The organism is Escherichia sp. MOD1-EC6098, from assembly GCF_002965865.1.
Lineage (GTDB): Bacteria > Pseudomonadota > Gammaproteobacteria > Enterobacterales > Enterobacteriaceae > Escherichia > Escherichia marmotae.
The window spans coordinates 410,798-423,164 of record NZ_PTSN01000001.1; the positions used below are offsets into that span (position 1 = coordinate 410,798).

Consider the following 12,367-nt stretch of genomic DNA (forward strand, 5'->3'; position numbering starts at 1 on the left):
ATTGGCTCGTACCTTGCCGCTACAGTGAAGCAAGGTATGCCCATAACGATACGCAGAAACACGAGGTCCTCTTTTAATGGCGAATTTCTTTATTGATCGCCCCATTTTTGCCTGGGTACTGGCAATCCTGTTGTGTCTGACAGGAACCCTGGCGATTTTTTCATTGCCTGTTGAACAATACCCGGATCTCGCCCCCCCTAATGTGCGAGTAACGGCTAACTATCCTGGCGCGTCGGCCCAGACGCTGGAAAACACCGTGACCCAGGTTATTGAGCAGAATATGACTGGCCTCGATAACCTGATGTATATGTCGTCACAAAGCAGCGGCACCGGCCAGGCGTCGGTGACGCTCAGTTTTAAAGCAGGCACAGACCCGGACGAAGCAGTGCAACAGGTGCAAAACCAGTTGCAATCAGCCATGCGTAAACTCCCCCAGGCGGTGCAAAATCAGGGCGTAACGGTACGTAAAACCGGCGATACCAATATTCTGACCATTGCCTTCGTCTCTACTGATGGTTCAATGGATAAACAGGATATTGCCGATTATGTTGCCAGTAATATTCAGGATCCGTTAAGCCGTGTTAATGGCGTTGGTGATATTGACGCTTACGGTTCGCAGTATTCGATGCGTATCTGGCTTGATCCGGCAAAACTGAACAGTTTCCAGATGACCGCCAAAGATGTCACTGATGCCATTGAGTCGCAGAATGCGCAGATTGCGGTTGGGCAACTTGGCGGAACACCTTCTGTTGATAAACAGGCGCTAAATGCCACCATTAACGCTCAGTCGCTGTTGCAAACGCCTGAACAGTTCCGTGATATCACCTTGCGGGTGAATCAGGACGGTTCAGAAGTAAGGCTGGGCGATGTCGCCACCGTCGAAATGGGAGCGGAGAAATATGATTATCTTAGCCGCTTTAATGGTAAGCCAGCCTCGGGTCTGGGAGTAAAACTGGCCTCCGGCGCGAACGAAATGGCAACGGCGGAGCTGGTGCTCAACCGTCTGGATGAACTGGCGCAGTATTTCCCCCCCGGACTGGAGTACAAGGTGGCATATGAAACCACCTCGTTTGTTAAGGCCTCCATTGAAGACGTGGTGAAAACTCTGCTGGAAGCTATCGCACTGGTTTTCCTCGTCATGTACCTGTTCCTGCAAAACTTCCGTGCCACGCTGATTCCGACTATCGCCGTACCGGTAGTGTTGATGGGAACCTTCTCCGTGCTTTACGCCTTCGGTTACAGCGTCAACACCTTAACCATGTTCGCGATGGTGCTGGCGATCGGCCTGCTGGTGGATGACGCCATCGTGGTGGTGGAAAACGTCGAACGTATTATGAGCGAAGACGGACTTTCGCCCCGCGAGGCGACGCGGAAATCGATGAGTCAGATCCAGGGCGCGCTGGTCGGGATTGCGATGGTGCTTTCGGCTGTTTTTGTGCCAATGGCCTTCTTCGGCGGCACCACCGGGGCTATCTATCGCCAGTTCTCCATCACTATTGTTGCGGCGATGGTGCTGTCGGTACTGGTGGCGATGATTCTCACTCCGGCACTGTGCGCCACGCTACTTAAGCCACTGAAAAAAGGTGAGCATCACGGGCAGAAAGGCTTTTTTGCCTGGTTTAACCAGATGTTCAACCGCAACGCCGAACGCTACGAAAAAGGGGTGGCGAAAATTCTCCACCGCAGCCTGCGCTGGATTGTGATTTATGTCCTGCTACTTGGCGGCATGGTGTTTCTGTTCCTGCGTCTGCCAACGTCGTTTCTGCCACTGGAAGACCGTGGCATGTTCACCACCTCGGTGCAGTTGCCCAGCGGCTCGACCCAGCAACAAACCCTGAAAGTGGTGGAACAGATCGAGAAGTATTACTTCACTCATGAGAAAGACAACATCACGTCGGTGTTTGCCACGGTCGGTTCTGGCCCTGGCGGCAACGGCCAAAACGTGGCGCGGATGTTTATCCGCCTGAAAGACTGGAGCGAACGCGACAGTAAAACCGGCACCTCGTTTGCCATTATCGAACGTGCAACGAAAGAATTTAATAAGATTAAAGAAGCCCGAGTTATTGCCAGCAGCCCGCCAGCAATTAGCGGTCTTGGCAGTTCTGCGGGTTTTGATATGGAGTTGCAGGACCACGCCGGGGCGGGTCACGATGCGCTAATGGCTGCACGTAACCAGTTACTGGCGCTGGCGGCAGAAAACCCGGAATTAACCCGTGTGCGCCATAATGGTCTTGATGACAGTCCGCAGTTGCAGATTGATATCGACCAACGTAAAGCCCAGGCGCTGGGCGTTGCCATTGACGATATTAACGACACGCTGCAAACCGCGTGGGGTTCGAGCTATGTAAATGACTTTATGGATCGCGGTCGCGTGAAGAAAGTCTATGTGCAGGCTGCCGCGCCGTATCGCATGCTGCCAGATGACATCAATCTGTGGTATGTGCGTAACAAAGACGGCGGCATGGTGCCTTTCTCTGCCTTCGCGACCTCCCGCTGGGAAACAGGTTCGCCGCGTCTGGAACGCTATAACGGTTATTCCGCGGTAGAGATTGTCGGGGAAGCTGCGCCGGGCGTCAGTACCGGTACTGCAATGGATATTATGGAATCGTTAGTTCAGCAATTGCCGAATGGCTTCGGTCTGGAGTGGACGGCAATGTCGTATCAGGAACGGCTTTCCGGCGCGCAGGCTCCGGCGCTGTATGCGATTTCATTGCTGGTCGTGTTCCTGTGTCTGGCAGCACTGTACGAAAGCTGGTCGGTGCCGTTCTCGGTGATGCTGGTCGTGCCATTGGGGGTTATCGGCGCGCTGCTGGCAACCTGGATGCGTGGGCTGGAAAACGATGTTTATTTCCAGGTGGGACTGTTAACGGTCATTGGTTTATCAGCGAAAAACGCCATTCTGATTGTCGAGTTCGCTAACGAGATGAATCAAAAAGGCCACGACCTTTTTGAAGCAACGCTTTATGCCTGCCGCCAGCGTTTACGCCCGATTTTAATGACCTCGCTGGCGTTTGTCTTCGGCGTACTGCCGATGGCAGTCAGCAGCGGTGCTGGCTCCGGCGGACAACATGCGGTTGGTACTGGCGTAATGGGGGGGATGATTTCCGCTACCATTCTGGCAATTTACTTCGTACCGCTATTCTTTGTGCTGGTACGTCGCCGCTTCCCGCTGAAACCCCGGCCGGAATAAACAATAAAAAAGGCGACATGCCAACGTGTCGCCTTTTTCAACTTTCTGATAAAGAACCTGTTCATCAGGTTCTTTCATTTTACCTTTTGTCCTGGTAATTACTTACGAAGCATAACTTCGATAAAGTCTTTCCAGTTCCCCAGTTCACGTTCAATCATAACAACCTCTCTTATAATTATGGGTATTCTACGGAAACAATATACCGTGGTGAAGCTAATTTATTCGATTGCTGTGATTACTACCTCCGGGGCAAAACCTATGTAAATACTATGGCCCTGAGACAGGGATTTTTATGTGATGCAAAGCAACATTTCAACATATTCATACGGATTCTAATACTGAATCAATTCTGCTTGAAATACAGACAGATACCTAGGGGAATATTCTTAATAATTGCGTTCAAACTGCTCACAATTATTTAATAGTTGTTAAGTGAAATACCTTAATAATGTTATATTCTCTGACAATCATTTGCAGGGGAAATGTATTGCCCGTTAAATGATTATTTATTCTTAATAATCGCAAAAGGATTCATTATGGTTACCCTTTACGGCATCAAAAACTGTGACACCATTAAAAAAGCCCGCCGTTGGCTGGAAACCAATAGCATTGACTTTCGCTTTCACGATTACCGTGTTGATGGTCTGGACAGTGAATTGCTGAACTCATTTATCAACGAATTAGGCTGGGAAGCGTTACTCAACACCCGTGGCACCACCTGGCGTAAACTGGACGAAATCACTCGCAATAAAATCACCGATGCGGCGTCTGCTGCGGCATTAATGACTGAAATGCCTGCAATTATCAAACGCCCATTGCTCTGCGCGCCCGGGAAGCCTATGCTGCTGGGTTTCAGTGAATCCAGTTATCAGCAATTTTTCCATGAGGTGTAGTCTATGTCGTGTCCGGTTATTGAGCTGACACAGCAGCTTATTCGCCGCCCATCCTTAAGTCCTGATGACGCAGGGTGTCAGGCAATTATTATCGAACGTTTACAGGCGATCGGTTTTACCGTCGAACGCATGGACTTTGCGGATACGCAGAATTTCTGGGCGTGGCGTGGACAGGGAGAAACGTTAGCCTTTGCCGGACATACCGACGTTGTACCGCCTGGCGATGCCGACCGTTGGATCAACCCACCATTTGAACCGACCATTCGTGATGGTATGTTATTCGGGCGCGGCGCGGCAGATATGAAAGGGTCGTTGGCGGCGATGGTCGTGGCGGCAGAACGCTTTGTCGCGCAACATCCCAACCATAAAGGTCGACTGGCGTTTCTGATCACCTCAGACGAAGAGGCCAGCGCCCACAACGGCACGGTCAAAGTGGTTGAAACCTTAATGGCGCGTCGTGAACGGCTGGATTACTGCCTGGTTGGCGAACCGTCGAGTATCGAAGTTGTCGGTGATGTAGTGAAAAATGGCCGTCGCGGCTCGTTGACCTGTAACCTTACTATTCATGGCGTGCAGGGACACGTAGCCTACCCACACCTTGCAGATAACCCCGTGCATCGCGCAGCACCTTTCCTCAATGAGTTAGTGGCTATCGAGTGGGATAAGGGTAATGAATTTTTCCCGGCAACCAGTATGCAGGTAGCTAATATTCAGGCGGGTACTGGCAGTAATAACGTCATTCCGGGTGAGCTGTATATACAGTTTAACTTTCGTTTCAGTACTGAACTGACAGACGAAATGATCAAAGCGCAGGTTCATGCGTTACTGGAAAAATATCAGCTACGCTACACCGTTGACTGGTGGCTTTCCGGACAGCCATTTTTGACCGCGCGCGGTAAACTGGTCGATGCGGTAGTCAACGCTGTTGAGCACTATAATGAAATTAAACCGCAGCTACTGACCACAGGCGGAACGTCCGATGGGCGCTTTATTGCCCGCATGGGGGCGCAGGTGGTGGAACTCGGGCCGGTCAATGCCACCATTCATAAAATTAATGAATGCGTCAATGCTGCCGACCTGCAGCTACTTGCCCGTATGTATCAACGTATCATGGAACAGCTCGTCGCCTGATGAGTAGTTCTGCAAGAGGAAATAAGCATGGACTGGCTGGCTAAATATTGGTGGATTCTGGTGATTGTCTTTTTGGTGGGCGTTCTGCTGAATGTGATCAAAGATCTCAAGCGCATCGACCATAAGAAATTTCTCGCCAACAAGCCGGAGCTTCCCCCGCATCGTGATTTCAACGATAAGTGGGACGATGACGACGACTGGCCGAAGAAGGATCAACCGAAGAAGTAAGCTGGAGGAGCCGGACAATGTCTGGCCTTCAACCGTAGGCCTGATAAGACGCCTCAGCGTCGCATCAGGCACCATAGCCGGATGCGGCGTAAACGCCTTATCCGGCCTACGCACCTGGCACCTGTTTTTCACATCATTTCAATCACATCATTATCACCGGGCTTACCGCCGCTTAACGCTTCGTCGAAGTAATGTTTCGGAATGGTATAACGCAAGTGATCCAGGGCAAATTGCATACTGCGATTATCGATCGCATGCCCCAAATCTTCCACGATATCCAGCGTGACATCACCACCAGCGTTAATTAACGCTTCTTGCGCCGCAACCGCATGTGCCAGATCGATAACCGGATCTTCACCACCGTGAATCAAGTGAATTGTCGTGGCAGTAGATGCGCTTTCAGGCAGGCTGGCATAACGCCCGTTAAAGGCTATTACGCGTGAGGCAAGACCCGGTTCGGCCTTAATGCTCTCCAGCGCCATAATCGCCCCTTGTGAGAAACCGATCAGCGCCGTGGCGTTAGCCCCTACTCCGCTCTGTTTCTGCCAGTAGCGTACCGTCTCAATAAACGTCGGCATGATGGCATCTACCCGCGCCTGGCGATTTTCTTCCGTTATACCCTGTACCGAAAACCATTGACGCCCTGCCGGATTACCACTCGGCTCCGCGCCGCCGACACTCACCACCAGCGCATCCGGAAACAGCGGCGCAAACCAACTGCCGATTTCCCCCATCGCCACTGGATTATCCCCAACACCGTGGAAAAGCAGTAACAACTGTTGCGCTGGTTTGTCCGGACTTTGAACAACAAAATGGTCATGTTTCATGGCGAACTCCTTAACTGATGTCAGTAATTTTACGCCGCTGACTCACAATGACCATGAGAGAAAATTGAAGGAGTCAGTGAAAAAATTGCCATTGCGTTATGCCATCGCGCAGGCGTTCAGTGCGAACATCATCAAGTGCCAATAGCGCCTGCACGGCTTCTTCGCGTTGGCGGGCCAGCAATGCCTTACGGCCTGAAAGTTTAAGTGTGGTACATAACCGCGCGTCGCTGACGCTTTTCTGCAAGCGTCCACGCAGCGCCGGTAACGCCAGTTCACTGGTTTGTAGCAGACGCGTTAAACAACCTAACGACGTTAAAAGCGGACGATGGGCGAAAGCAAAACCAGCCAGTTCAAGCCAGTCGTCGTCAGAAAGCACGGTGTCGTTTAGCCGATCAACCGGAATAGTTTCGCCATTCCACTGCGCGAGAATTTGCGCATCGCGGCGTAAACGGTCATGCTCACGCTCCGCCAGTTGTTTCCCCGCTTCGCTAACAGGTAACAGCGCTATCGCCGTATAACAGCCGCTGCTGGCTTCGCGATGGTTACCTATCCGCACCAGCACAAAACCACATCGTTGCCAGAAGCGCCATAATTCATCGGTGTAACCAAAACTCACAGAAAGATAATCGAGGTCATACGTATATTTCAGGGCGCTGACAATAAGCTGTTGTCCTATGCCTTCCCGTTGACGCGCCGGATGAACGGCTATCCGGCTGACACGCCGCCCGCGTAATGTCGCCGCCAGTGGATTGCTGCCGTGCGCTGCCAGCGATTGAGCCACCAGATTTCCCCGCGGACGACGAAAACCGGCCCAGACCGCCTGACTGAGTTGTTCAGATAATCCGCCTTCATCCACCAACCATAGCGCCCCGGCGATCTCGTTTTCGCAAGTCGCCTGTAGGAAATGTTGCCCGGGTGCGTCCATCATCCGCCGTAAATCCAGTGGCGACGTCCGGTAGTGCGCACCAGACAATAATTGATAAACCTTTAACGGTGTTTCCGGCTCACTGCGCCATAATATCTGTTCAAATGGAGAAATGGTGATCTCGCCTTGTGGTGAGTGCGTGAAATTTTCATCGTCAAAAACCAGTGCCTCGCTGACCACTTTTTCCAGTGGACACCCCAGCGCCCAACGGATCGGTTGTTGCAATTCAAAACGTTGCAGATGCGGAAAACGAGCGCAAAATTTCAGCAAAAATCCGCGCCCGGTGCCTTCATAGCCCTGCACCGTAGTGGTTAACAAAGTACGCGGAAAACGCGATACCAGTTGATGCAGTAACGGTGCGGGAATGGCTGCGGCTTCATCGACCACCAGCCAGTCGGCTTTCTCATTGCTGGCTAATAATACATCTGGTGCCACAAAGCGATACTTCTCGCCCGCAAACTGTGCCAGCACATCCGTTGCGGCTTTCGCAGGCGCAGTAACAATCGCACGACCTGCGATACGGGAAATGAGTTGCCCCGCCAGTGCCGACTTACCGCGCCCGCGCGCAGCAGTTACCGCGGCCACGCCAGGCGGCATGGTCAGAAGCTGCTGTAGTATCTGTTGCTGTTCCGGCTGTGGTGCGCCAGTAGCGGGTTGCCAGTCAGTACGGGGAACAAAGTCAGCCAACGTTAGCGGCTGGTTTTGTCGCCAGAGAATAGCATCGTTCTCCGTCGTAAGGACGCATTTGAGATGTTGGACAAAATGTGGAGTAGCAATGGGACTGGAGCAATCACTCCAGCGCAGAGAATCGGCATCGGGATGGTTTTCCCATTCTTCCCATACAGGAAGCAACAAAACCAACCAACTTCCCGCTTTCAGTGTCCCACTAAGCGCCGCAAATGCTGCAGCATCAAAGCCCTGGTGGGCGTCAAATACGGCATGACAGAACTCGCGCCCCAGCAAAGTTTGTAGCGCCGATGGCGTACAGTGGTTTTCAGTAGTTGGCTGCGGCGAAACCCACAACCAGTCACCGGGTAATGTGTCACGCAATTTCAGTGCATGTTCACAGCACCAGCCCTCTTCCCCGCTCAACACCAACAAGCGGCGAATCCCTTCGCGTTTCATTTGCGCTGTTAATGTGTGTAGCGCAGTCAGTTCAGCCATCCCTGCCCCGAGAGTTAAATACTTTTACCGAAAGTATTGCATTGTGCCGGATCGCCACTGTCGAAACCACGTTTAAACCAGCTATAGCGTTGTTGAGAAGTACCATGAGTAAAGCTGTCCGGCACCACCTGCCCCTGACTTTGCTGTTGTAAGCGGTCATCGCCAATAGCTTGCGCCGCATTCAGAGCCTCTTCCAGATCGCCAGTTTCCAGAACGCCTTGCTGCTGCATACTATGTCCCCAGACACCGGCAAAGCAGTCGGCTTGAAGTTCCATACGCACAGATAAGCGGTTCACTTCCGCCTGCGTCGCATTTTGTTGCAGTTGACGGACTTTCGGCTCGATACCTAACAGTTTCTGTACATGATGACCGACTTCATGGGCGATAACATACCCTTGGGCAAAATCGCCATCCGCGCCCAGCTTGTCTTTCATGTCATCATAGAAGGAGAGATCGATATAGACCGTGCCATCCGCCGGGCAATAGAACGGCCCCATAATGGACTGCCCGGCTCCGCAACCGGTGCGCGTCATCCCGCGATACATCACCAGCTTCGGTTGCTGATAAGTCTTCCCCATCTTCTCAAATTGCTGCCCCCAGGTATCTTCTGTGGTAGCCAGAATCACCGAGGTAAATTTTGCCGCTTCGTCTTCATTTGGGCTAATTGAACGCGTTGATTGCTGCTGAGAAACAGGTTGTCCAGTCATCAGCCCGGTTAAATCAACACCATAGTAGCCAGCGACCAGCACCACTACCAGTAAAATCAGCCCACCTTTACCGCTTGGCAGGCGAAAACCGGGACCGCCCATTGACGGACCACCAGAACTGTTTCGCCTGTCTTCAACATTGTCACTTTCACGACGCCCTTGCCAGCGCATAGATACCTCAACAATATATTCATTATAGTGATGATCGTAGGTGGTTCAGAGGAAGATTACCACAGGAAAACAGGAGGAAATGATGGAGGAATGAGCGTTCAATTCACGTCTTACAAAAGCGGTTGTCTTGCCGTGCCAACAGCACGGCAAGATGATGAGCGAAAAAATCAGTCCAGCTCTACACCCAGGCGGCGGGCGACGGCTTCATAGGCTTCGATCACGCCACCGAGGCTCTGGCGGAAACGGTCTTTGTCCATTTTCTCCAGCGTTTCTTTGTCCCACAGACGGCTGCCATCCGGGGAGAACTCATCGCCCAGTACCACTTCACCTTTGTACAGACCAAACTCCAGCTTGAAATCGACCAGAATCAGACCGGCATCGTCGAACAGTTTTTTCAGCACGTCGTTCGCTTTGTAGGTCAACTCTTTCATACGCGCCAGGTTCTCTTTGCTTACCCAGCCAAAAGTTTCGCAGTAAGATTCGTTAACCATCGGGTCGTGCATTGCATCGTTTTTCAGGAACAGATCGAACAGCGGCGGGTTAAGCTCAATACCTTCTTCGATTCCAAGACGTTTCACCAGAGAGCCAGCGGCGCGGTTACGTACGACACACTCAACCGGCACCATATCCAGCTTTTTCACCAGACATTCAGTATCAGAGAGCAGACGCTCCATTTGAGTCGGGATACCCGCTTCAGCCAGTTTGCTCATAATGAAGTAGTTGAACTTGTTGTTCACCATACCTTTGCGATCAAACTGCTCAATGCGCGCGCCATCACCTGCTGACGTATCATTGCGGAATTCGAGCACCAACAGATCCGGGTTTTCCGTGCTGTATACGGTTTTCGCTTTACCACGATACAACTCAGCTTGCTTTTGCATCTTTATCACTCCTGGGTGTGAATTAACGTTTTAAAATCTTTTGCTGTCTGGTGTGCCAGATGTTTTGTCGGATGCGGTGTGAACGCCTTATCCGACCTGTGTCCGACAAACAAATTTCGTGCGAATTAACGCTAAAATTGCGTTTTTCTGTCGACGCACACGTTTGCGTGTCATATCAGAAAAAAGGGCCGGATGATTCCAGCCCTGTATTTTTACTTGCTAAACGCAGCCTGGAAGACAGATACCAGTGCGTCGTTTTGGCTTTGAGTCAGCGTATGACCTTTCGGATCGATGAACTGTAAGCTGCTGCGGTTATCTAAATCACCGACCTGCAGTTTATAGTCGCCGGATGCCAGGCCTGGATCGCGAGCGCCCAGTTCCTGCCAGTCGCTGTCAGACAGCGGCTTATAGGTCACGGCCATGCTGCCCTGCGAACGGGTGCTGTCGGTCACTTTCATGCCCACTTTTTCCAGCGCCGCTGGCAGACGTTGCCAAACCACGTTGAACGGCCCGCGAACAACCAGCATTGGTAAACCGGTGTCGTCAGCAGCACTTTGTACGTCCATGGTGGTGGAAGCACGATTTTGCGCTGCATTCGCCGCGTCAGTAACGGATTTATCCAGGCCAGCGGAAATGACGTTCATCATCTCCGCGCTGTAACGCTGCATGGAAGCCGCGTCTGCAACCGGTTTGCCCGCCTGCTCCAGGTTCAGCAGTTTCACCGTTACCGCCTGCTGATAACCCTGCGGTTTAACAGAGATTTGATAACGGCCGCGATACTGCTCGTCTTCGTCCAGACGGTTCCATTGCACCCAATCGGTGGTCAGCGTCTGACCGGCATCATCGCGTTGGGTTATGGTGTAGTTTTTCGCCTGCAGCACGCTAACCACCTGCGGCCACAGAGTATTGCCACGACCATTTTCTACCAGCAGTGAAGCGGTATCGCCCGTGAACTGGGTACGTGCGCCAGATACCAGCGCCAGCGGCTGGGCTGGTGGACGAATATCCAGTGCCTTACCGACAGCACCGCTACCGTTGGTCACCGGGATTGCATAATCACCGGAGGTCACCGGCAAAATCATGCCTGCCGGGGCATGAAGCTCCGCAAGCGGTGCTGCTTCCAGGTAGGCTTCATCACCACTTACCTGACGCTTATAGCGTGAGTCAGAACTACAGGCAGCGAGTAATAAAACAAGCGAAACCCCCGCAACCTTCGCCAAGCGCGACTTTTGAACAGAGTAAGCCATCAAATCTCCCTAAACTTTACAGCAAACCGGCATGCTTAAGCGCCGCTCTGACCGTCTCACGACCATTGTCGGTGATTGGCGTCATTGGCAGGCGCAGCGTATCGGTCGCCACAAGACCCAGTTCCTTACATGCCCATTTCACCGGGATTGGATTGGGTTCGACAAATAGTTTGTTGTGTAATGGCATCAGACGCTGATTAATAAGGCGTGCCTCGGCAAAATACCCTTCTGCCGCCAGTTTGCACATCTGAGCCATATCACGCGCAGCAACGTTAGCCGTAACGGAAATAACGCCATGACCACCTAATTGCATGAAGTCCAGCGCGCTCGCATCATCACCGCTCAGCAGAACAAAATCGTCTGAAACCAGCTCTTTGATCTGGTTAACACGTGTTAAGTTCCCTGTTGCCTCTTTGATTCCGATAATATTTTTTACTTTCGCCAGGCGGCCGACCGTTTCTGGTAGCAGATCGCAGCCAGTGCGGGACGGCACATTATACAGAATTTGCGGCAGGTCAGTATGTTCAGCGATGGCTTTGAAATGCTGATACAGACCTTCCTGCGATGGGCGGTTGTAATAAGGGGTTACCGTCAGGCAGCCAACGATGCCAGTGTCATTGAAACGCTGTGTCAGGTTAATGGCTTCCGCAGTAGCATTAGCGCCGGTTCCGGCAATCACCGGAATACGCCCGTCAGCCAGTTCCAGCGTCATCATCACCACATCAACATGTTCGTCATGATTCAGGGTAGCGGACTCGCCAGTGGTGCCAACAGAAACAATCGCCGAAGTACCGCTGGCGACATGATAATCAATCAGTTTTTTTAAGCTAGCCCGACAGACATTACCTTTTTCATCCATCGGAGTAACAATCGCGACAATACTTCCCGTGAACATGGGCCATCCTCTGTGCAAACAAGTGTCTCAATGGTACGTTTGGTATGGCATTAAAAGCAAGCAGACAGAACCGTTCTGATTGTTGTATGCATGTTTTTTTTATGCTTT

General features: G+C 51.9%; 11 protein-coding genes. 4 read left to right on the top strand and 7 right to left on the bottom strand.

All coding sequences use genetic code 11. The features are described 5' to 3' along the window. The first annotated feature begins 76 nt into the window (after nucleotides 1-76). Nucleotides 77-3,190: a multidrug efflux RND transporter permease AcrD gene (acrD, locus tag C0K55_RS01895; RefSeq protein WP_085449137.1), complete on the top strand. Its 3,114-nt coding sequence runs from the start codon at nucleotides 77-79 to the stop codon at nucleotides 3,188-3,190. Between the two features lie 98 nt (nucleotides 3,191-3,288). Here acrD and ypfM read toward each other — a convergent pair whose 3' ends face one another. Beyond that, complete coding sequence (gene ypfM / locus C0K55_RS01900; protein WP_001386977.1) at nucleotides 3,289-3,348, bottom strand: protein YpfM; 60 nt, start codon at nucleotides 3,346-3,348, stop codon at nucleotides 3,289-3,291. A gap of 378 nt (nucleotides 3,349-3,726) precedes the next feature. On the opposite strand from ypfM, the gene C0K55_RS01905 reads away from it, so the two are divergent. Genes C0K55_RS01905 through C0K55_RS01915 form a run of 3 tightly spaced genes read left to right on the top strand, consistent with a single transcriptional unit; the run spans nucleotide 3,727 to nucleotide 5,442 of the window. Further along, nucleotides 3,727-4,083, top strand: a complete 357-nt coding sequence (locus C0K55_RS01905) for an ArsC family reductase (RefSeq protein WP_000258263.1) — start codon at nucleotides 3,727-3,729, stop codon at nucleotides 4,081-4,083. A 3-nt stretch (nucleotides 4,084-4,086) separates the two neighbouring features. Then, complete coding sequence (gene dapE, locus C0K55_RS01910) at nucleotides 4,087-5,214, top strand: succinyl-diaminopimelate desuccinylase (protein WP_105266005.1); 1,128 nt, start codon at nucleotides 4,087-4,089, stop codon at nucleotides 5,212-5,214. Nucleotides 5,215-5,241: 27 nt separating this feature from the next. Further along, nucleotides 5,242-5,442, top strand: a complete 201-nt coding sequence (locus C0K55_RS01915; RefSeq protein ID WP_001516859.1) for a YpfN family protein — start codon at nucleotides 5,242-5,244, stop codon at nucleotides 5,440-5,442. Between the two features lie 128 nt (nucleotides 5,443-5,570). On the opposite strand, the gene ypfH is transcribed toward C0K55_RS01915, so the two are convergent. From ypfH to dapA, 6 genes are all read right to left on the bottom strand, one after another. Continuing rightward, the gene (gene ypfH / locus C0K55_RS01920) at nucleotides 5,571-6,269 is read right to left on the bottom strand and encodes an esterase (protein WP_000679835.1); all 699 of its coding nucleotides are present in this window, start codon (nucleotides 6,267-6,269) and stop codon (nucleotides 5,571-5,573) included. Between the two features lie 73 nt (nucleotides 6,270-6,342). Next, the gene (gene tmcA / locus C0K55_RS01925; protein ID WP_105266004.1) at nucleotides 6,343-8,358 is read right to left on the bottom strand and encodes a tRNA cytosine(34) acetyltransferase TmcA; all 2,016 of its coding nucleotides are present in this window, start codon (nucleotides 8,356-8,358) and stop codon (nucleotides 6,343-6,345) included. Between the two features lie 14 nt (nucleotides 8,359-8,372). Further along, nucleotides 8,373-9,236 carry a KPN_02809 family neutral zinc metallopeptidase gene (gene ypfJ / locus C0K55_RS01930; protein WP_001267513.1) on the bottom strand — a complete coding sequence of 288 codons (864 nt, stop codon included), beginning with the start codon at nucleotides 9,234-9,236 and terminating at the stop codon, nucleotides 8,373-8,375. A 167-nt stretch (nucleotides 9,237-9,403) separates the two neighbouring features. Continuing rightward, a complete protein-coding gene (purC, locus tag C0K55_RS01935) occupies nucleotides 9,404-10,117 on the bottom strand; it encodes a phosphoribosylaminoimidazolesuccinocarboxamide synthase (RefSeq protein WP_001516861.1) in 714 nt (237 codons plus the stop codon). 212 nt (nucleotides 10,118-10,329) lie between these two features. Then, nucleotides 10,330-11,364 carry an outer membrane protein assembly factor BamC gene (bamC, locus tag C0K55_RS01940; RefSeq protein ID WP_001516862.1) on the bottom strand — a complete coding sequence of 345 codons (1,035 nt, stop codon included), beginning with the start codon at nucleotides 11,362-11,364 and terminating at the stop codon, nucleotides 10,330-10,332. Nucleotides 11,365-11,380: 16 nt separating this feature from the next. Then, a complete protein-coding gene (dapA, locus tag C0K55_RS01945) occupies nucleotides 11,381-12,259 on the bottom strand; it encodes a 4-hydroxy-tetrahydrodipicolinate synthase (protein ID WP_001516863.1) in 879 nt (292 codons plus the stop codon). Nucleotides 12,260-12,367: the final 108 nt, after the last annotated feature.